The sequence below is a fragment of the Aquimarina sp. AWH4_224 genome, assembly GCF_056160245.1.
Window position 1 is genome coordinate 1 of the sequence record NZ_JBSWWU010000007.1, and the last position, 23,185, is coordinate 23,185.

At 37.0% G+C, this 23,185-nt stretch carries 15 protein-coding genes and 1 tRNA gene; 6 read left to right on the forward strand and 10 right to left on the reverse strand.

The genetic code is table 11. The features are described from left to right. Positions 1-183: 183 nt before the first annotated feature. From ACXAGJ_RS14190 to ACXAGJ_RS14215, 6 genes are all read right to left on the reverse strand, one after another. Positions 184-271, reverse strand: a tRNA-Ser gene (locus ACXAGJ_RS14190). 63 nt (positions 272-334) lie between these two features. Continuing rightward, complete coding sequence (locus ACXAGJ_RS14195; protein ID WP_474840827.1) at positions 335-1,369, reverse strand: asparaginase; 1,035 nt, start codon at positions 1,367-1,369, stop codon at positions 335-337. A 33-nt stretch (positions 1,370-1,402) separates the two neighbouring features. Further along, the gene (locus ACXAGJ_RS14200) at positions 1,403-2,191 is read right to left on the reverse strand and encodes a TatD family hydrolase (protein WP_474840828.1); all 789 of its coding nucleotides are present in this window, start codon (positions 2,189-2,191) and stop codon (positions 1,403-1,405) included. 69 nt (positions 2,192-2,260) lie between these two features. Continuing rightward, positions 2,261-2,548, reverse strand: coding sequence for a hypothetical protein (locus ACXAGJ_RS14205; RefSeq protein WP_474840829.1), 288 nt, complete (start codon positions 2,546-2,548; stop codon positions 2,261-2,263). 130 nt (positions 2,549-2,678) lie between these two features. Beyond that, positions 2,679-3,419: a tetratricopeptide repeat protein gene (locus tag ACXAGJ_RS14210; protein ID WP_474840830.1), complete on the reverse strand. Its 741-nt coding sequence runs from the start codon at positions 3,417-3,419 to the stop codon at positions 2,679-2,681. Then, entirely contained in the window at positions 3,416-4,003 is a 588-nt protein-coding gene (locus ACXAGJ_RS14215) for an RNA polymerase sigma factor (RefSeq protein ID WP_474840831.1), read from the reverse strand. The genes ACXAGJ_RS14210 and ACXAGJ_RS14215 overlap by 4 nt, the downstream gene beginning before the upstream one ends. Before the next feature lie 114 nt (positions 4,004-4,117). On the opposite strand from ACXAGJ_RS14215, the gene ACXAGJ_RS14220 reads away from it, so the two are divergent. From ACXAGJ_RS14220 to ACXAGJ_RS14245, 6 genes are all read left to right on the forward strand, one after another. After that, entirely contained in the window at positions 4,118-5,146 is a 1,029-nt protein-coding gene (locus ACXAGJ_RS14220; protein ID WP_474840832.1) for a hypothetical protein, read from the forward strand. 191 nt (positions 5,147-5,337) lie between these two features. Continuing rightward, positions 5,338-6,558, forward strand: coding sequence for a serine hydrolase domain-containing protein (locus ACXAGJ_RS14225; protein ID WP_474840833.1), 1,221 nt, complete (start codon positions 5,338-5,340; stop codon positions 6,556-6,558). A gap of 100 nt (positions 6,559-6,658) precedes the next feature. After that, positions 6,659-8,644: a PKD domain-containing protein gene (locus ACXAGJ_RS14230; RefSeq protein ID WP_474840834.1), complete on the forward strand. Its 1,986-nt coding sequence runs from the start codon at positions 6,659-6,661 to the stop codon at positions 8,642-8,644. Further along, a complete protein-coding gene (locus tag ACXAGJ_RS14235; RefSeq protein WP_474840835.1) occupies positions 8,625-11,234 on the forward strand; it encodes a CHAT domain-containing protein in 2,610 nt (869 codons plus the stop codon). The genes ACXAGJ_RS14230 and ACXAGJ_RS14235 overlap by 20 nt, the downstream gene beginning before the upstream one ends. After that, a complete protein-coding gene (locus ACXAGJ_RS14240; protein WP_474840836.1) occupies positions 11,231-11,668 on the forward strand; it encodes a retropepsin-like aspartic protease in 438 nt (145 codons plus the stop codon). The genes ACXAGJ_RS14235 and ACXAGJ_RS14240 overlap by 4 nt, the downstream gene beginning before the upstream one ends. Positions 11,669-12,280: 612 nt before the next feature. Continuing rightward, positions 12,281-12,850, forward strand: a complete 570-nt coding sequence (locus ACXAGJ_RS14245; RefSeq protein ID WP_474840837.1) for a hypothetical protein — start codon at positions 12,281-12,283, stop codon at positions 12,848-12,850. A 61-nt stretch (positions 12,851-12,911) separates the two neighbouring features. Here the strand turns inward: ACXAGJ_RS14245 and ACXAGJ_RS14250 are convergent, their stop codons facing one another. The 4 genes from ACXAGJ_RS14250 to ACXAGJ_RS14265 all read right to left on the reverse strand — a co-directional run bounded on the left by ACXAGJ_RS14250 (position 12,912) and on the right by ACXAGJ_RS14265 (position 23,179). Continuing rightward, entirely contained in the window at positions 12,912-13,220 is a 309-nt protein-coding gene (locus ACXAGJ_RS14250) for a hypothetical protein (RefSeq protein WP_474840838.1), read from the reverse strand. A gap of 3 nt (positions 13,221-13,223) precedes the next feature. Beyond that, positions 13,224-18,239: a DUF6443 domain-containing protein gene (locus tag ACXAGJ_RS14255; protein ID WP_474840839.1), complete on the reverse strand. Its 5,016-nt coding sequence runs from the start codon at positions 18,237-18,239 to the stop codon at positions 13,224-13,226. 19 nt (positions 18,240-18,258) lie between these two features. After that, on the reverse strand, positions 18,259-21,486 hold the full coding sequence (locus tag ACXAGJ_RS14260) for an RHS repeat domain-containing protein (RefSeq protein WP_474840840.1): 3,228 nt from the start codon (positions 21,484-21,486) through the stop codon (positions 18,259-18,261). 439 nt (positions 21,487-21,925) lie between these two features. After that, positions 21,926-23,179 carry an ABC transporter permease gene (locus ACXAGJ_RS14265; protein WP_474840841.1) on the reverse strand — a complete coding sequence of 418 codons (1,254 nt, stop codon included), beginning with the start codon at positions 23,177-23,179 and terminating at the stop codon, positions 21,926-21,928. Between the last annotated feature and the right edge of the window lie 6 nt (positions 23,180-23,185).

Genomic DNA, 23,185 nt, shown 5'->3' on the forward strand with positions numbered 1-23,185 from the left:
TGCACATTAGTCGTTAATAACTGGGCAGGTGCAGTTGACGCCTGTAAATTTCCAAAAGCCATTACTGCTGTGATTGCCAGAATAGAAAATAGTCTTTTCATTGCGCTGATTCTTAATTTTAATTAGTTAAAGGGTTAAAGATATAAAAATATTATAAAAACTGTCAAATATTTAAATATATTGCAGAGAGGAAGGGATTCGAACCCTCGATACGCTTTTGACGTATACACACTTTCCAGGCGTGCGCCTTCGACCACTCGGCCACCTCTCTTCATTTCCCAAAAATGGGATGGGCAAATAACAAAAAAAATGTTAACCAATAAAATTTGAGGCGTTAATTTTCTGACATTTCGCCACGTAGCGAGGTTTCATAGATGGTTTTAAGGACTTTAAGTGGTAAATTTTCGCCCAACAAATACATCAATTTGGCTACTGCTGCCTCGGTTGTAATGTCTTTTCCTGAGATTACGCCTACTTTTTTTAAGGCAACACTGGTATCGTATTTCCCCATTTCGACGCTTCCTCCAACACATTGAGTCACATTAATAATAGGAATACCCTTTTTGATTGTCTGCGATAGCATTTTGACAAACCATTCTTTGGTAGTTGTATTTCCCGACCCATAGGTTTCTAATACAATTCCTTTGATACTAGGCAGTTCAAAAATTCCCTTCAGTATCGTTTCATTGATCCCCGGAAACATTTTGATCACTACGACATTATTATCAAAATGAGTGTGGTATACCATTTTCTTCCGTCTGTTTACAGCTCTCAAAAAAGGTGTATGTACTTTAAGATGCACTCCAGACTCTACCAAAGCCGGATAATTTAGGGATTGAAAAGCCTCAAAATGCTCGGCATTGAGTTTTGTGGTCCTATTGGCTCTAAGCAGTTTGTACTCAAAATATAAGCCTACTTCGGTAATTACAGGTCTACCTTTTTCTTGTAATGCTGCTATCTGAACCGCCGTAATCAAATTCTCCTTGGCATCGGTTCGCAAATCTCCAATAGGCAACTGCGATCCCGTAAAAATGATAGGCTTTGCCAGGTTTTCAAACATAAAACTCACGGCAGAAGCCGTATACGACATGGTATCACTTCCATGAAGCACCACAAAACCATCGTACTTATCGTAATGATCATTAATAATATCCCCAAGCTCTTTCCAACGTTCCACATTCATATCTGAAGAATCAATAGGCTCATCAAAACTTATGGTATCGATATTACAATCCAATTGTTTTAGCTCTGGAATATTTGACAATAGCTTATTGAAATCAAATGCTACCAAAGCCCCTGTTTCAAAATTTTTGATCATACCGATAGTACCACCAGTATAGATAAGAAGTATGTTTGATTTACTGCTCATAACACAAATGAACAAAATTTAATGCATTATAAATTATATCCCGAAGACATCTTTAGAGTTTTGGGTAGTAATAGCCGCAATCTCGTCTACAGGTTTTTGATAAATATCTACCAACTTATCCAGTACATTGGTAATGTAAGAACTTTCGTTTCGTTTTCCTCTATAAGGAGTCGGTGCCAAATAAGGCGCGTCGGTCTCGAGTACAATATGCTCCAAAGGTATTTGATCTAAGAATTTATCGATTTTCCCATTCTTGAAGGTAACAACTCCACCGATACCTAATTTCATATTATACCCTATAGCTCTATGCGCATCTTCTATGGTACCTGTAAAACAATGAAAGATACCATATAGCTCCTCCCCTTTTTCCAGTTCCAAAACTTCAAAAACCTCTTCAAAAGACTCTCTACAATGGATTACAATCGGCATTTTATACTTTTTTGCCAATTGAATTTGATATCTAAATGCTTCTTGTTGTTGTTTGAGAAAACTTTTATCCCAATACAAATCGATGCCTATTTCTCCCACTGCATAAAATCTCTTTTCTGCATTAGGAGCAGTTCGTTTTGCCAACTCTAGCTCAACATGTTTTAATTCTTCTTCATAGTTTTCTTTCACATGAGTAGGATGTAACCCCATCATCAAAAATACATTTTCGGGATATTGCGCCTCGATATCGTACATGGATGTAGTGTAGGTAGAATCTATAGCAGGTACAAAAAACCGTGTGATTCCTTTTTCTATAGCTCGCTGCATCATCTCCTTTTGATCTTCTTCAAAAGACTCGCTATAAATATGTGTATGGGTGTCTGTAATTATCATGCGGCAAAAGTAAATAAATTCACTTTTGGTCGCTATATCTAATACCAATATAATTGGCGTAACATCAATTTAAGAAATACTGATGATTCTTTCTAAAGGAAGTACCATGGATTTTTTGAGAATAACATACTTGGAGGTAACTCCCCATATGGTCGTCTCTACTTCTTTTGTTCCCTCGTTGTCTACAAAACGAATCTTGACTTTTACATGTTCTAAATTACCTAATCGAAGTGCCCTACGTAATTTTTGACATCTATCTTTTACCTCTTTCTTTTTATCTAAAACTTCTTCTTTGGGAAAATGTAAAAATGCGATTTGCTCTTTTTCGATGTGTTGTATTTGATCTAAAGTCTTCATATGCCCTTTCTTTTTAATGATTTATTCATCAATTTAGTGGAGACAAAAGCATATACATTACATTATTTTAGATTTTTTAAGACAATCTATAAACAAATTAACAGCATAAAGAAGTACACCATTCCCTATTCTAATCCAGCTTTGTCAATAGTTTTTGCGCTTGTTGATAGTCCTCTGCATCTTCTGGAATTTTCTTTAGTAATCCTGCGCATGACTCATACTTCTCCTGTTTTAATTGATTGAGTGCCTCAAACCACAATGCTCGATAGCGGTACACCGAGTTTCCTTTGTACAAACTTTCAAAAACAGTAGTAGCGTTTGCATATTTGTTCTGTTCTAACAATGCAATCCCATAATAAAATTGATATTGGGTATTATCAGGATCTTCTACTAATAGCGAAGAAAAGTAACTTTCTGCTGCTTTATAGTCTCCAGCATTGAATGCCTTTTCTACATTTTTGGCATCCTCACTTGAGGTCGAACGTTCACCAATAGATAATTCGGGGATAGTTGCAAAATCATCATAGGTTGGATTTCCCTGATTAAAAAAGTAGACTCCAAAAACCAGAGCTACACTAGCTGCAACGGCATAGGCCCATCTAGGCATTTGTATTACTTTTGATTTCTTTGGTGTAGTGGTTGTATTGAAATAGGAATCCCCGATTTGCTTGAGATTATCTTCTAGCTCCTGTTGTTGTTTTTCGGTAGTGAAATTACTATCCAAATGGGACCATAATTCCTGATATACTTTCAATTCTTGATTCGCCGATTCATCTTCGGTCAATATTTGATCCAAAGTTGCCTTATCCTCTACAGAAAGGTCCTGACTGCAGTATTTCTCGAACAACTCGTATTTTTCTTCTGGGGTCATAACAAATTCTTTAAGTGATTAAACCTTGGAGCACTTTGAACTAGTTGCGTTAATTGACCAATACACAAAGATTTCTTTTTTCGAACATATCCATAGGACTGTCCTAATTTTTGCGCTACTTCTTCCAAAGATTTTATGGTAAAAGTAGTTTTCAACAATTCTTTACACGCTTTTCCTAATTGGTCAAACATTTCTTCAAACAGTTCGTGTTTTGCCGCGTACAATTCGGTTTCTTCAACAAAACGAGCACTCTCATCATCAATAGATACAACACCTTCGTTAATTGTTACCTCTTTGTTCGAAGATTTATTCAATTCATTGATCCATTTGCGCTTACACAGTAAAAAGAAATAGGCATCAAACGGACATGTAAGTTGCAGTTTTTTTTCAGTGGCTTGTCTGTAAATCGTAATCAGCGTTTCCTGAATAATATCCTGTGCCCGAGACTCGTCACCACTGTTTTTCTTTATATAGCCTACCACCTTGGGCGCAAATCGTTCATAAATCTCAGCCAATACCTTACTATCATTTCGTAAAAGCGCCTCGATATACTTTTGATCAGCATGTGGTTTGGAATTCCCCATAGACAATTGGTTAGCGCTTCTAATTTAAAAAAAGTTTCAAGATAATGGGTAACAAAACTTTAAAGCTATTGATATGAGGTCGTAAACAATAAAACTTTAAAAATTATGAAAGCAATGAATACAACAAGGGTATCCTCAAAAAACAACGGAGGAACCAAAAAAGTAATTCCGTTTTTACTATCACTTCTACTCACTTCTCTTTTGTTTGTGGGCTGTAAAAATGATGATAACGAAATTTTGATTCAGGAAATCTTAGATGGAGAAGAGTTAGCACAATCCATAAAGGATCAACGTGAACAAGCAAAACAAACGACGATTTTGAACGCAGACACCGGTGGAGAAGTATATGGTGCAGAAGGGACCATTCTTTACTTTGGACCCAATAGTTTTCTGGATCAAAACGGAGATCCTGTTACTGGTAGCGTATCAATAGAGTTGATTGAAATCTATGACAAAGCCAAAATGCTACTTACCAAAATGCCCACCAACGGGAAACGACCCAACGGCGATGTAGAAACCTTGGTTTCTGGAGGAGAGTTTTATGTAAATGCCACCCAGGATGGATCACCCTTAGAACTTGCCAATGGATTTCAGCTATTTGCTCCAACGGATCAGGTTGACCACGAAATGGTGCTTTTTAGTGCAGAGGACAATGATTGCGACGAGACTGACTTAGATTGCGATGTGGTTTGGGAAGAAGACGATCAGGGAGACCTGGAAATCGTTCAACGAGAAGGGCCTAATGGGATGGGCGTAACCTTTTATCTGGGTATTGCCGATCACTTTGGATGGACCAATATTGATCGATGGTTTAGTGATCCCAGACCAAAAACGGTACTTAGTGTAGATCCACCAGAAGGATATGACAACACCAATTCTAATGTATACATCTCTTATGATGGAGAACCTGGCACTTTAGCGCTACTAGATATTTATGACCCAGATACTGGTCTATTTTCTGAACATTATGGATTGATCCCAATAGGACTGGAGATCCATATCATTTTTGTATCTGTTCAAGACGGTCAGTATATATATGCAATCCAATCTGCTACTGTAGAAGAAAATCATGTAGAGGTAATTGGAACTACTTCGACGGCTACAGAAGCCGAATTGGTAGCCATCATCAATGCGCTTCCTTAACGCATAAAAAATTACTGGAATATGCTTACAGGTTAACGGGGGTTACGGCATATTCGAGTTAGTATTCCGGGGGTATAGCTCCCGGAATTTCTATATCCAGACAGAAATTTTGAAAAAAAATTCCAAAAAAAGGGTAACAAAAAATCAAAGCACTTGATCTGAGGGTGTAAAACAAAAAAATAAAGAAAGACATGATAACGAATCACACAACACTTGCATTACCAAAAAACAGTAGGAATGTAAAACAAATATGCATAAGCATTTTATTTTCGGCCTTTTCTCTTTTCTTTTTCGGAAGTTGTGAAACGGATGATGGGATTACAGATATACAGACAAACAGTCCTGTATTTGACATCGACTTATTTGAGCAAAATCTTATCGATTATGTCGAAGCTGGTGGCAACGCGCCCATAGGATGGGCATATACGATTAGCGCAAACGGAAACCTATCCAGATCCAACGCCTATGGTCAGGCAAGAACAGCTGCAGACGGAGCCCTTGATTTCACTTTAAACAAAGAAATTAATATCGCCAGTGTTTCCAAATTCTACACGGCAATCGGCGCGATGCAGTTACTAGAAGCCAACAATCTAACTATAGAAGACAATATTGAAGATTGGTTACCTGAATCATGGGCAAAAGGACCTGGGGTAAGTGAATTGACTTTTAAAGACTTATTAAAACACGAATCTGGACTACAGAGCACCAATAATAACTTTGATACTACCCTAGGTTACGAAGGACTTAAGGATTGTATCGAAACCGGAGTAGTCAACTCTAAATCTCGTAATTATTTGAATGTGAATTTTGCATTATTTAGAGTCTTAATCCCTTCGCTTTGGAGTGCAGTAAGCAACAATGCGATCGATATTGAAAACGATGCCAATACCCAATTCATGTATCTTTTATACATGCAGGAAAATATCTTCGATAGGCTTTCATTGCCATTAGTAGGTTGTACGCCAGAAAACAGAGAAATATCGACATTATATTATAACGTAAATGACCCAGATACAAACAACAATGGTCAGTACTACGGTGGCTGGAACAACAAATCCGGAGGAGGAGGATACTTTATGAGTACGCTGGAAATGGCAAAAGTCAATGCGTTCTTCGAGCATACTGAAACACTAGTATCTAAAGACCAAAGAGATCTTATGAAACTGCATCGATTGGGTATGGATGTAAAGGATGCTAACGACGAGATCCACGGAAGTTATTACGGAAAAGCAGGTTCGATTGGAACCAGTAGTGACCCATCCGTATCACAAGGAGTACGAACACAAATAGTAATGTTTCCTGCAAATGGGATCGACTGTGTGATTGTAATGAACACACAAGGAGTCACCTTGCAAAGCACTACGAGTTTGCGCCAAATGATCTACAACGCCTATAACGATGCATGGCAGTAAATAGTAACAAATACGGTTACTAAAATTCCGGGAAGATGACTTCCCGGAATTTGAACATTTAACTTTTTACTATCTTTAGTAACGTCAAACAAAAAAAAACATGAGGGGGTTTTTATTTTCAATTATTTATATGGGAATATTGTGTTTCCCGATGTTGGGCATATCTCAGATCAATACTAACGACACCATTCCTAGAATTGCTCCGATTTCTTACGATATCGATGGTAACCAGGTGACATTTGGAGCCGAAATGCCTCCGCTTAATCAAATTGCAGGAGCGCCGAAGGCATTTTATACCTACTACTGGGAGTTTGGGGATGGCAACTACAGCTTTGAAAAAAATCCTACTCATACCTATCCTAAATCCGGGAGCTATCAAGCTAAACTTTGGGCAACAAACAATTATGACAATGGGAAACCACCCGCTAGCCGACCCAAATCTGTTGCGATAAACAATACTCTAGAGGAAGCGTCATTAGATTCGAATTCTATATTTAAAGAAGAAGAGGACTTGCTTATCAAACGAAATCGAGAACCCATTCCTGATCAGGAAATGGTGATCATCACCAGCTATAAAAACACCAACAACTACGTTTCTAGTGGGAAATTGTATTTATTTTACAACGATTACAAATTTAAGAACGATAATTTCACCATTGAAGACACCCGAATGCATCATGGGGAACAAATTATCCCTTTGAATGCCATTACCGAGACTTTACCTGAAAATGATGATCATACCCTATTGGCATCATCTTCACATTCTATACTGCACAACAAAACACTTTTTGTACAAGACACCACCAAACGTAAAAATCTACCTTTAACCCTAGAAGAGTCTAAAGCCTTATATCGCGATTATCAAGTAATAGCTTTTAACGATATGCAACCTGGTGAAGAGCGCAACATCTTCAGAACACTGAAGACCACTCCCGAAATGATTAAAGACACCAGCGCTATTGTGACGCTACGTAGTGTTTATGTTCCTGATGACAGCTATGACAACCATACCGTAAAGGATACGGAGATGGAAATCGTTACCTCTCATGATCCCAACAAGATGTCCTCCAACGGTTGGTTGATGAACTATCGATTAGTTCGATTTAAACGCCTCAAATTCAAAGTTCGTTTCCAAAATAATGGCGAAGGACCTGCCAACACTATCAGGCTAGAATCGGATACTCCAGAAATGTTTGACAAATCCACCTTACGGATTGATGGTATGTATCCTGAATGCCCAATATGCCCAAAAGATCGGGAAGTAAATTATAGTTGTCTGGATACCATATTAAAAAAGGATAAGATCATTTTTCAATTCAATAGGATTTATCTCCCGGGTAGCCAACAAAAGAATGTTGCCGAAATTGATTCTACCAAAGGTTTTGTAAAATACTCGATGAAATTTGGAAAGGATTTTCATAAGAAAAAAACCAAAAGTAAAACTGCCATCTATTTTGACAAAAATGAACCCATAATTACCAATTATGCCACCACACGATTTATCCCGGGCATTTCTATAGGCGCCAAGGCAGGATATATTTTTGTTCCCGACTTAGACAATCAACGTGAATATTTTGTGGGGGCCACCTTATCCCCTTTCAAATCCTATAGAGCCTATTATCAGGCGGAGCTGTTTTTCTCTACTTCAACCCATGACGAAGTACGAAATTTTGAAACCAGAACCGTCAATGCCGATGGGTCTACGTCACTTATTCAATTTTCTGAATTGAATCAATTCAACAACATCACCGTATATGCAGTACCGGGATCGATTCGATATAATTTCAATAACTTTTTTGCCATGGGTGCTGGGGTACAGTTGAAATTAGACATGAATAATGTTAATGATCAGGAAACTACTGGGGAAGCTTTTACATTAGTAAATGGTATTCCTACTCCCAATCCAGACCTTAACTCTTTTACTGCAGAAGAAATTACAGACAGTTTCTTAAATGCACAAGCTGGAGTATTTGTAGGCATGAATCTGGGTACAGTACGAATTGGACCAAGTCTTGGGGTACGATATGTGTACAATTTTGACGCTCCCAACTCTCAAATTCAAGTATATGGGATTTGGAAATTTTAGAGTATTCCTTTGCTTTATTGCAATGCTTAGCATTGGCTATTGTAATATCCATGCACAATCCCAAGAAAGCACGGCTACTTTTTTATACAAACAGTTGGATTACTTTTTGCAAAACCCTACCTCATCTGGCTCTTTACGACTTAGCAAACTCATCCACCCAAAAAAAGAAAAACTGATCACCAAAGAAGATCAGCTGGCATGGGTGGTGGTGCACTGTAATTTGGGATACTACCAACAGCAATTTGGAAATCTCTCTTCTGGGATATTGTATTACGAAAAAGCCTGGAGCACCTATTACCAATATCAATTATCAGATTATGACATTATCGAAAACTGCTTACAACCTTTGGGTAATTTATACCTTAAAATAGGTGACCTTCCCAAAGCAGAGAACACCATAAAAAGCTATTTGTATTTGGCAGAGCAATCTCAAAATCAATCCAAAATTGTTGCTGCCATTACCAACCTCTCGATTGCCTATCACAATCAAGGCGAGTATGTAAAGGCAATTACCGTTTTGAATCAGGGCCTCTCTATAGCTCCAAAAAACCTGAATATCTTAAACAATATTGCCACCAATCATTTGGATGCTGGTAATTATAGCGAAGCCAAAACTCTAGCAAAACAAATCATAGCTATAGATTCTAAACAGATTAATGCTTATCAGATTCTGGCCGCTGTAGCTTTACAAGAAGGAGAACTACAAGCAGGGCAACACTATATGGAGCAGGCTAGATTTCAATTATTAAACAATGATAACGCCACTCCACGATCTCTAGCCAAATTACAATTGGGGTATATTGATCTATTATTATCTGCTTCAAAATTTAAGGAAGTGCAAAAAAGCATTGTAGAGCTCTATTCTTTAATACTACCAAAATATGAAAGCAAAGATCCATTACCCTTAGAAGATCATCTAGTCACAGATCCGATTCTTTTAAAAATATTGGATCTACATGCACATCTTTCTATACAACTTCAAAACCCTGAAGAAGCCTTAAAAGCCTATGAACTCGCTTTTGAAGTCAACAAAAAGCTGAATAGCCTATATCCTTTACAAGACACCAAAATCATACAGCACAGTCAAAACAGAAATCGAACCGAACTTTATATTGATCTTCTTTTTGAACTGTATCAATCCACAGCAGATCAACGATATCTCGAAAAAGCATTTCAAGCTGCAGAACACTCAAAAGCACCATTGGTAAGTGAAGCGTTACTTTCTAAAAAGGTACTCTCTCAATATCAAAATGATGCATTGGTACAACAAAAAGAGCAAATCACTTCGACATTAGCATCTTTGGAGGTTTTGATAGTGCAGGAAAAACTAAAAAGGGATACTGCCAACATCTCTAACATTCAAAAATGGACAGCAGCCTATGATGCCAAGTCACTAGAAATTAAAGCTGTAACACAAACCCTTCAAAACAAATATCCAAAACTCCTTCAGCTCCAACAACCCATATCGATAAATGATTTACAGGAAAAGTTGCAGCAGGATCAAACAATAATGATCGCCTATTTTTATGGCCAACAAAATGTTTATCAATTTGAAATTAGTTTCGATTCCTTTCTGATCAGAAAAATAAAAAACACTGCTTCTTTTCAGGAAAGCATTAAAAATTATATTGGGTATTTTAATGATTCGGCCATTATATTAAATCAGGTGACGGATTTTACCAAAGATGCCGCACAACTCTTTACCTTGTTACAGGTTCCCAAGGATGCCAATCGACTTCTTGTAGTCGCAGATGGGTTGCTAAACTTTATCCCTTTTGAAACCCTACTCACTGAAAGCTCAACCGCGCTTAGTTTTCAGAACATGCCTTTTTTATTACATACCACAGAAGTGCACTATGAGATCTCGGCAAGCAAGTATGTACATTCCACATCCAAAAATGATGCAGATCATACCGTACTGGGAGTCTTTCCCGTTTTTGAGGATACCCCATTAGCCCTCCCCCATTCCTTAACAGAAAGTAAATACATTCAAGACTATTTTGAAGGTATGTATATCCAAAAAGAACAGGCCACGTATCAAAACTTTATCCAAACCGCCAACAATCATAGCATTATACATCTATCCACCCATGCCGAGGCTGGTAGTTTCTCGAGACCTGCGTCTATAAAATTTATAGACAAAGATATTTTGGTGAATCAATTATACGGGACGAACCTTAGCGCAGATTTGATTGTGCTGAGTGCCTGTGAAACCGGAATCGGGAAACTTGCCAAGGGAGAAGGGCCGATTAGTATCGGGAGAGGGTTTCAATACGCTGGGGTAGAAAATGTTCTTTTTTCTCTTTGGAGAGTGAATGACAAAACCACCTCCAAACTGATGCAACTCTTTTATAAACACCTGAATGCTTCCAATTCTAAATCCAATGCTTTATATCAATCAAAACGAGATTACCTAGCTGCAGAAGACATTTCCAACGCCGAAAAATCCCCTTATTTTTGGGCAGCATTTGTATACTACGGAGAAATCGATCGACCTAATACCTTTTCTTATTATTGGTATATTATTGGTTTTGTGTTATTGCTATTAATTGTACTACTTTTGCGAAAGTTTGTTCAAAATAAAACATGAATACATTACGACAATTTCTGAAGCAAAAAGAGTATCACAGGATCAAAATGACTACTACCAAAACCATGCATTTTGAGGTCACCGCAATTTTGAATGGTATTGAAGGTACTTTTATTGTAGACACTGGAGCTTCTAACTCTTGTGTTGGTTTTGAGGCAGTACATAAGTTCAATCTCTTTGCCGAAGATAGTGATGTAAAAGCTGCTGGTGCCGGTGCTACGGATATGACCACACAACTTTCCAAAAAGAACAACATACAATTGGGGAGCTGGCATAAAAAAAGAATATCACTGGTGCTATTTGATCTCACTCATGTCAATTCGGCTTTGGTAGCACATGATGCTGCTCCCGTAGATGGCATCATAGGTGCAGATATCCTAAAACGAGGCAAAGCAATTATCGATTATGAGAGAAAGTGTTTGTATTTGAAGTAATTCCAGAAATTTATTAAACTGCATCTTGTTCTGGAAGCATAGATCATCTCATTATATTTTTTGTTTTTAGGTACTTCTGAAGTACCCCCTCCCCACTTATCACACTACCCTTAACTAGTAATCGTCGTGGGTACCTCCTATTGTAAACACAGGTGCGTCTTGTGTTGAACACAAGTTCAACTTATGTTTTAACATAGATTCACTTCTGTTTCTACTACCCCCAACTTCTGTTTGAAGTACCCCTTAGTATGTTTTTGATTATAATTGGGTACTTCGAGTAGTACCCCAAACGAATGCAGTACAATAAAAAGGGTACTTATACCAGTACCCCTCCCCCTGTTGCATATGTAACCTATTTCGGGTTTTTTGGCCTCAATTGTAGCTAGTTTGCAACTTGTGCCCCGCATAAAACTAGACAAACCTTCCAGAAATACAACAAGTCAGTTTCAAAACATGAAACTGACTTGTTATATATCTTACTCATACCTGGGCACTAGTCACAAACTAGGACTAGCTGCGGAACTTATAAATAATTAATGAAGAAGATAAGGTTATCTTTTTGTACTTTTAGGTGATTTTTTTATGCTAATGTCAAAAAAGCTCATTTATAAAATGAACAAAAGTTTATTCGTTTTTTTTGTCCTTTTAAATTTAATTTGTTATTCACAGAGAATAGATTGGATAGAATTAACTGATGGTGATTTAAACTTCAAATTTCCAATTAAACATGTTGTTGAGGATACTCTAAAAATAAGATCATATAATTATTTAGATAGAAACAAATTAATCGCAGTTTTCATATCACCAGATGGATTTTACTCTGATGCAGATATTTTTGAACTAAGTGATTTAGAAAAATACTATGAAGGAGCAGTGAATGGTATTTCTGATAAGCATCAGACGGAAGTTATTTCTAAAGAAAACTACAAAATCAATAAACTTTTATTGAACAAAAGCGTTCATAAAAAGATCTACAGCGGTAAAAGCATTAGTATTATAGAAGTACATATGTTGTTTATAAATGAGAACAACTATGTAATTTGGTTTCAACACCCTGAAAATGTTGATCAAAAAATCATAGATGAGAAAAATTATTTCTTAGATTCTGTTAATTTAAACTCTTCTTTTAGCTTTGATAATCAAAGATCCGAACCTATTTTTAAGGAACTTAAAGGATTTTGATAAATAATTGTAAATAGAGAGGGTATCTGATCTGAAGACACCCCCTTATATTGAAGTTGAACTACCAATCGTGATTAACTTCATTTATCTGAGAATCATTATTAAAAAAATCACTAAGCTTTTTGCCACAAAACGGACAATACTCTATAAATAATAATTTAGATTTTTTAGACGATAATTTTTCTGAGTAACCATCTGTCAGAATATATTTTAATTCATCTTTTTTTACAGAAACCCCTCGTCTTTTACTTTCTTCAATAAACTTTTTCGAGTTTTTAATTACTCTAAAATTTATTCCAAATTCAGAACTTACGTTATACAAGCCTTTTAATTTAAGACAGCATGTTTTTTCTCTTCTATTCCTTAACATTCTTTATTTTAATGGATTTGCTAATTTATTCATTGCTTCAACTAATTCTTTTCCAATAAATTGATATTCAGTGTTAATTTTACCTGTAGCTTTATGAATACCTCTAAATAGATTTAGAGATCCTGATTGCTCTAAAAACTTTAAAGCATACTGTGATACTCTATATGATACTACCTGACCACCGTTTTTAATGTAGGTAGCAGCCACTGTAATATCATCCGTTAAAAACAATGATGAAGAACCTGCTTCAGAACCTGTCGTACCTCGGAATATTGTAATTGCTTCATCAAATTCATCTACAGGTTGTAATAATTTCAAGAACTTTGAGGAAGACATAGTAGCTTTAACTCCTCGCCCTATTTGAATCGTTCTATATAGCCATACTCCTCCTTGAAAAATTTTAACCACAGCCCATTCTCCAGAAACAAATAATACCCCCTGCATAAAAGCGTCGTCTGCTTCATCTTCATCCGCCTTAGTTGGATTAAATGGATCTCTACCATCCATTGCTGCAACGAAACCACCTCCTGTTATGCTATAACCTCTAGCATATCCTTCTCCCATCAATTGAGATCGACTTTTTTTCTTTTTCTTTTTCTTGGGATCTGTATTACAATCCCCACAAGAAGCGGTATTACCCTCACCATCAGAAAACGTACTATCATTATTGTTGGTCCAAATAGTTTTTCCATCTCCTGATTTCTCCCACAGACTATTTATAAAATCTTCTGAATCAGCACCACTTGGATCGGCAAAATAAATGGGATTATTGTCGAAGGCATTATAAGGAGAGAAAGAATGGTGTGTAACAGGATCAACGCCACTCCACCTTCCTATGGCTGGATCATACTTTCTGAGGTCCATTTCATACCAATCTATACCTAAAGCCTCTTCATGCTCAATACCATTATACTTAAACTTCTGAGCTGTAGAATTCCCTCGAGACGAAACAAAACTATTATACCCTTTGTGTTTTAATCCAAATGGATAATAGTTACTTTCTTCAATAATTTCAAGAGAACCTAAGTCTGTCTTAGTGTAACTCAAGCGTACATTACCTAAGTGGTCCTTAAATTGATATACGTACTTGTACTCATTGGCTTCTTTTTCTATATACCCTTCGGCATGGCTAAAGAACTCCAGATTTCCGTTTTTATATACATAATTACCTGCATACTCCGTTGTTATAGAACTTCCGCCTGTTACGATCTTCTTTTGTTTCGCTCCAGTGGCGTCGTAAATATAAGCAATTGTTCCTGTACCCTCACTATTGCTTATCGAAACTGTTTCGGGTAAGTTTAAGTGATTATAGGTAATTGCCGAAATCCCTTTGTTACGATCTATGATCATGTTCCCATTGTCATCATACTCAAAATCATCATTGGTATTGGTACCATCTTTAAACCCATAGTTATCATTACCTGTATCGGCTACTTTTTGGAGTTTGTTACCGCTATCGTAGGTGTACGACAAGTTATCCATTTCATTAAAGGTATTCCCGCCTACAAAACCGTTTCTAGTTAAGCTTTCAATATTGCCCATCTTATCATAAGTAATGTTGGATACATCAAAGTTACCACTATGGCTATTGGCTGTAGTTAATCGATTTAAAGCATCATACTCATAATTATACCAACGGTGATAGTTATCATTGGCCGTTTTCCATGAGGTTTGTGAGATATTACCATTGTATAACGGATTTGCTCCATTATTATAAGCTATCCCAAAGGCAAATAGATCATCTCCTAGATTATTGGGATCATTGATTGTTTTTAACCATCCTCTGATGTTGTAACGATAGTCTACTGTCTGTAACCCTTCGGCTCCGCTCAGGGTTCCTTGGGTGCTGAGCGTAGTCGAAGTACCACCAACTTTTTTGCTGACCAATTGTCCCAACTCATCATAGGTGTTATTGACAATTAATTCTACATCCTGATCATTGATCTTTTGGGTTTGGGTAAGTAATCTCCCGGTATGATCATAGGTAAAGGTATCCACTGTGATCAAAGGTGTACTTCCATTTTTAACATGTGAGGTAGTCGTCTCTTCTACTCTACCAGTAAAGTCCAGTTTCATCGAAGTCTTATCGATAGTACTCAGGTAATGGTTTCTACTCCCTATCCAAATCGCTCTTCCTTTATTGTCATAAGCCGTTACGGTAGTAATCCAGTTATTAGTATCTAATACTCTTACCTTGGTTCCTGTAGCAAGGCTTCTTACTTGATCTGTAGTTGCTACCCCATATACGCTTGCAGGCTTGTCCATACCATGACGATCAAAATTGTAATCATCATAATAGTTGATCGTATGGATTTCTGCAATCCCTTGTGGGATGGCATTGTTACTATAATATATCGTGGTACCTGCTATGGTCTGTGCACTGCTTTGTTTACTTTCATGTTGGGTGTATACTACCGTATTGTCTGCAGATTCTTGCATAGGACCACGATCACTGCTATTGCCTATCAAACCTGTATAAGCAACACGACCATGTCTGTCGTATTTGGTAAATAGCCATTGGTTCTTACTCCTTAGATTTGCATCCTGAGTCATGACTGGTTGATCCAGTTTGTTGTACACAATATACTCCCATCCTTTACCAGGGATCTTCTTTTCAACCAATCGGTTTCTATAATCGTATTTGTATTGGTAACAGAGTTCGGCAAGCTCGATGTTAGAAACACCATCGGTAATGGTCACTTTTGGGGGTAACACATATGAGAGATTCCCAAAATCATCATAGACATAATAGGTGTCATGAGCCTCTGCTGTAGCTGAGCTTGTTGAAGCAAAGGTGCGTTTTAGTACCACTCTGTCTTGCTTGTCTTTATATTCTCTGGTAGTATGGTTATCGCCATCGGCTGTAGTCCAGTTCTCATCCTTGGTGATACTTACATACAACTCATTGGCTAGGTAATAACCATCTTTGGTCAAAGAAGGACTCTCGGTATCCAAACTACCATTGTTCATTGGAAACGCAACTTTGAAATAATGGACTTCATTAGAAGTATTTGTTCCCCAATCAAACTTGATGGTATGATCAGTATCACTATTTGGGTCTACCTTCCAGTCCTTACCCGGTGCGCCTTGTTCTAGTGCTCTGTTTAAGGGAGAATCCTCAAAGATCGTCTCACTGTAGGCATTTACTTGTACTGGACCCGTAATCCCTGCAAAGTCTGCCGCATAAGTGTCTAAGTAATACTGGTTGATATCTGTTGTGATATTAACCGATGTATAACTACCTTGGTTTGCCTTGGCAAAAGGTAAATACTGCTTGGCTTGTCTACCCACTTCATCATACTCCATATGAGTGATGATGTCTTTTTGGGTAGGAGATCCTTTGATGGCCGTTTGTTGTTTAGGTCTTCCCAGTCCATCAAAATACGTCACTGTTTCAATTACATCCTTATTCACCTGTATCTCATTAGGTGAGCTCATCGCGGTTTGGTAGGTACGGGTAAATACATAACTCTCGGTATCTGATAACGTAAGACTGTGTGGGATACCTGTACAGCCCATCTCCTCTCCATACTCTCCAGGACACTGATCCATATTGTCAGTCACATACCCTGTAGGTTGAGCACATCCCGTTTGTGTATCACCAGGATCACCAAAACCATCATTGTCGCCATCGCTATACCATACGGTATTGGGATGGATATTGGGGTTGTTATCATTACAATCATCTCCATTAAGAACATAACTATAGCCATCACTTGGAGCAGCACTGCGATAAAATAGAGCATTTGGATCTCCAAAAGTGTCGGTATCTACATCTCTATAAAAATTCTTTGGTGCAATGTTGGTGATGTATTCATCATTGTCATTATGGTCATCTCCATTAAGCACGTAGGCATATCCATCTGTTGGAGCTGCACTATAGTAAAATCGAGCATTAGGATCTCCATAGCTATCCATATCTACATCTCGATAAAAGTTCTTAGGTGCAATGTTGGTGATAAACTCAGTACTATCATTACGATCATTTCCATTGGTCACATAAGTATATCCATCATTAGGTGGGAAGCTACGGTAATACTTAATGCTAGGGTTACCAAAAGTGTCATTATCTGCATCCCTGTAGAAATTCTTAGGTGGAATATTGGTGATATACTCATTCCCATCACTAATATCATCACTGGTAAGTACATAACCTAAAGGTTGACCACATTGAGTGACGCTAATCGCGGCATCACCTCTACCATCTCTATCTCCATCTTTGTACCAAACCGTATTGGGATTGATATCGCCTTCTCCATCATCACAATCCAGATTGTTGGTCACATAACCACTTGGACGAACACTATGATACACTCTAGTTGCTGCAGCTGGAGAGCCAAAAGTATCCAAATCCCCATCAATGTAAAAGTATCGTGGTGGAATATTGGTGATAAACTCATTACCATCATTGATATCATCATTGTTAGCTACATAACCCGACGGTTGTGTACAACTCTGTGTGGTAACAGTCGCATTACCCCGACCATCTCTATCCCAATCACGATACCAAACCTTGTTGGGATTAATCGATGCATTACCATCATTACAATCATTCCCATTGGTCACATAAGTATAACCATCACTAGGAGGAGCACTGCGATAATACTTGATACTAGGATTTCCAAATCCATCTCGATCTCCGTCCCTATAATAGTTCCTGGGAGCAATATGAGTGATATACTGATTGTTATCGTCTCTGTCGTCATTGTAACGTACATATCCAGAGGGCTTGGCACACTGTCTTTTTGTTGGACTCGTACGTCCTCTACCATCACCATCAACATCACGATACCAAACCGTATTGGGATGAATTAATGGATCGTTATCATTACAGTCCTGCTTATCTAATACATAACCTGTTGCCGGAGATGTTAACCAAGCGCTATTGGGGTCACCAAAGCCATCGCCATCACTGTCATAATAATATCGTGTATCCCCGTCTAAACCAACTCCGATCTGAGACTGTGCTCCGTATCCCATAAGTAATAGGAATACAATCATTAATATCTTGTTTTGCATGTCTTCTTACTTTTTAGGATTAATTTTTGTAGTGGTACTTATTCTCTGAAATCAAATTACCATCAACATCTCGTACATATTGTAGACGATTGAGCTCGTCATACTCATAATACACCGTATATCCTCGTGGATCTGTCATACTGGTTACTCCTACCATAGGATCGTAGGTATAGGTAGTTACCATGGCATCTGCCGGTAATTCTACCCGTAGTTTATTCAGTTCGGTACGCAACGCACCTTCACTACCTTCTCCACCCATTTTGTGATCGGTGTCTAAATCTGACTTGGATTGAATATCATTTACATAAGCCGATACCCTACTATAAGTCATATTTTCAATCTTAGCGACTGGATATTGATGATTGTACCCCCAGATATAGGCCATAGGTGTACCATCAGTTTTGGCTACCTCGGTAGGATTACCGAAATTATCATAGGATGTATACTTTACTCTGGGCTCTAGATTACCATCTGCTTTTGCAGTTTGCACTTCTTCTGGAAGTAATACATTATTCCCCCAATCTTTATAGATATTATGTACTTTAGATAATATTTTTTCTGTATTACCTACCTGCTGTGAAGTAATCACATCGATAGGTGAAGCTATTTGGTTACGATTGAATAATTCATTTGTAATACTTGTAGTAAAATCATAAGGATAGAAAAACTTAGTAATACTAATTTCATTATTACTATTAACAGTTTCTTTCTCCTTAATATGCCCATAAGGATTATTATAACGATTAAAACTCTGAGTTACTACTGAAGAATTATCATAATAATCTGTCACTGCGGTTTGCACTAGACGATCTACATTACGACTAGCGTCAAATCTAACAATGTCTGTAGTATAGCTTCCTGGTCCTTGAGAATTAAATCCATTTTGTCCTACTTTAATTGCATATACTCTTCGATCAAAGTTCAGATCTTCATCAAAATCATATTGATAAGTAGTTTGTCTTACCAAAGTACCATCGGACTTCGATAATTCCGTTTTCAAAAGTTTTCCATTCTTGTAAGCATTATCATCTTTAATTGCAAAAGGGAAAGAAACGGCTGTCGGAATATTATGACTGAAGGTTAGTGTTTTGGTTCCATTACTAACATTACCGGAAATAATCTTTTCGGTAACTTGTTTATAGATTATATGACTCCCAATATAATACCCTAAAGGCATATTACTTGAGCTTGAATAACTTTTGTAAATACAATTTTGCACACTCCCACTCAATAAAGTAGATGTATTATATTCATGAGAGGTTAAATTCCTTCTTCTAAAAAGTAATCCTTGACTGATGCCATCATTTGTTTCGTATAGATATTCTTTAGAAATACAATTTGCCGGATCATCATCAGGGCAACTTTTTATTGTTTCTATTCGAATACCCCCGGTTTGTCTTGATCGGATTTGTGATGATATCGGCACTATATTACCTCTATTCAGGTTTACTCTAACTGACGCTCTTGACTCTCCTTCGGGGCCAACGTTATCTACATATGTTGACATCATATAAGTTCCACTTTTGAGATACACTTTTTTTGTAAAACTATTGTTGAGTACCTGACCTGGTTCTAAAAACCCCGAGCCATAATTTAACTCAGCTATAGAACAAGGATTCCTAGAATCGCATTCTTCCAAACCACTGGATTGACAAGTTACTTGTTGATTATCCTCTGTGTTTTTTCTATAAATCCGCGCGCCTAATCCACCGCCAGAAGTGCCTTTTGTTATTGAAATAATTATCTCAGCAGAAGTATCTTCTGAAATTGTAAATTCCATAATATCTGAATCACTTCCAGCAGTTGCCGAAGATGCAGAATCGTGCGATTCATTACTGTAAGTACAAACAGAATTATTAGCGTCATAAAAATCATCATACTCATCACCGTTGATCCCTGGATCATAAGTATTTTGTTCGTAGGTAAATTCTGTAAACCCTTTAGTTGGATATATGATCTTCTGAAGCGCTCCTTTAGAACAAGAATCAAAATCAGGTTTTCTGGGACCATATAAATCATTAATATTTACTAATTTCCCTGTATTATTTGAATTAGCATATCCCCAGAAATCCTGTCGCGCAAATGAAATGATATCCGTAGGAATGCCATTATATTCAAACTGATAGCGATTACTATTATCATTATTGACTGTTATACTTGTTAATAGTTTTCGAGTTTTACTATTATCATCATAAATAAAATCATAGTTCAAAATGGATTTGTCAAAATGATCTTTGATCTTTATATTTTGAAGCACAGCTAAATAAGCATTAAGATCGGTAGTTATTGGCAGAGAAGTATTAAATTCAATCTCTCCTAAAGAAAAAGATATCCTATTTATAATTTTTGAAGAAACACTATATCTAGTCCATGCATTTCTTAAATTATCACCGCAACCACTTGGTCCCACAGATTTTGTAAATGTTTGTGAAATGGTTTGTTGATTATGAGAATGACTGTTATAAAATAGATCTATACTTCGATTATTGGGAAGTACTATTTTCGATAATTTCCAACTTGAGATATACCCATTTACTGGCGTAGAAAGAATATCATTAATTCCTAAAGGAGGAATTCTTTTAGTGATTTCTTTATCCTTAAAAAAATACTGAATCCCACTATCATCTGTAACTTTGATTCCTTCATTAAAATCTCCCCCTATAACTTCAATTTTGTAAGGTTTATAGGGTTTAACAACTACATTTTTATTTTCATCAAAATAAAAGGTTGCTTGGATGTTTCCAACACTAATCATAAACTTGTCAGGTTGGGTATCCCAAATACCAGAAGCTGCATTTTCTTCAAGTCTATTTCTATCTACTGTAGATAATTCATTATTTACATAAGGTAACACCCAATTTACACCTATCCTATTCATTCCAATATAACCATTTGGTTCTTCATCAGGACGGCCTCTTAGTTGTCTAGTAATAATCCCTCCTGCATTTAAAGACCAACCTAATCCGGTAATCCCAGGTATTTCATCTACTATTAAGCCCGTATAATTGTAGTTCAAAGAAATTGGCAATTCAAAACCACCTTCCTCAATTGTGTATATTGGAATGGTTTGATTTGCCACACCTATCCCCAAATTCACAGGGATTTCACCAAATTTACCCAGATTAGATGCTTCTGGTGAACCTGGAAGTATCTGTGGAACATCCACAGGACCAGCGTTTGTAGAACCTTGAGGATACATGTGCTGAATCAACACAATAAAAATTGTTAAGAAAAAAAGTTTTTTCATGACCGAATTTGATTTGTTTTACTTTATTAATTCCCTATTATAATTAGTCAATGAACCGGGAAGGGATAAGCAGAGAAATCTTCTCTTTTGGTGCCTACTCCTAATTAAACTTATCCCTTATGATTCATTATCTAAACACAAATAATTGTAATTCAATTTTTCCTTTTTGTAATGCAATATTACACCGCGCCAGTTTCAAAATTTGAAACTCTGCTTTATTGAAATGTTAAAGTTTTTGATAATCTTTCCCTTGCTCATCAAAGACGAGAGCAAAACTAATTTACCATGAAGAAATATCCTTACAGAAATCTGTATGGCATACATTTTAGTACCAAAAATAAGGGGTAATACAAATTAGCGCATATGAAGTGGAGCGTGTAATATCAATATAGTGTGATATTTATAGGTCTAAAACACGGAATAAACAAGAATAAACGACCTACATCCCAGTTCGTATCGCCTCTACAGGATCTAGCCTAGATGCCGATATTGCCGGTAGAATCCCAGAAACCAAACCAATAAAAGAAGAAACTATAGTACCGATTAGGATATTCCAAGGAGATAAGACAAACTCAAAGTCTCCTGTAAATTGAGAAGCTAATAGCGATATCAACCAAACCAAAAGTAAACCGATTAATCCACCGATCAAAGACAAGATCACTGCCTCGAATAAAAACTGAAACAGAATAAATTTGTTTTTGGCTCCCAAAGACTTTTGAATCCCAATCAAATTAGTTCGCTCTTTTACACTTACAAACATAATATTGGCGATCCCAAATCCACCAACCAGTAATGAGAAACCACTAATGATAAGGCCTATAAAACTCATCTGACTGGTAATATTATCTATAAAATCAGTAAATCCTTGCAGTTGATTTACAAAGAAGTTATCGATCTCATCAGGTTTCATCCCACGGTAGGTTCTTAGCTTTTGGGTTAATACCGCTACAAACTCAGGCACATCAATTCCTGATTCAGGTTTGATGATAATAGCAGGAAAAGCGGCTTTGTTATTATCTCCATAAATTTTCCTTACCAAATTCACAGGGAGAAATACTGCGGTATCTTTCGAATTTCCAAAAAGCCCCATCCCCTCTTTCTTCAGCACACCAATCACCGTAAACTTACGCCCATATAATCGAATCTTCTTTCCGATCGGTTCAAAAGACCCAAATAAGCTATTTGCGATTTCATCACCCAACACAATCACAGGTGCCCCGGCTACAGACTCTTGTTCGTTATAAAATCTACCTTTTTCAATTTGTAAGGCTTCAATTTCGTAATAATCATTGGTTACCGGTGCAATTTCAACGTTACTCACACTCTTATCCTGATACTTTACCGTTTCGGGAGCTACATTCAAAATAAAACTGGCTGCTTTCAGGTTTGGCATCGATCTATTGATATACTGATACTCCTCGAAAGTAACATCCGGAAATTGCTCTCTTTTCCATTGAGGGATATCGGTAGGTCCAAAAGAAAATCGCATTAAATAAATAGTGCTATTATCCAATGAGCTAATGCTTCCCTTGATTTCTTGTTTCAGAGAATCTACCGCAGCGAGCACTCCGATAATAGAAAAAATTCCTATCGTAACTCCAAGTAACGACAAAAACGTTCGTAACTTATTATTAACCAGTGCATTTACCGCAAAATAAAAACTCTCTTTAAGTACTCTTAGATAGATTAGCATGCTCCG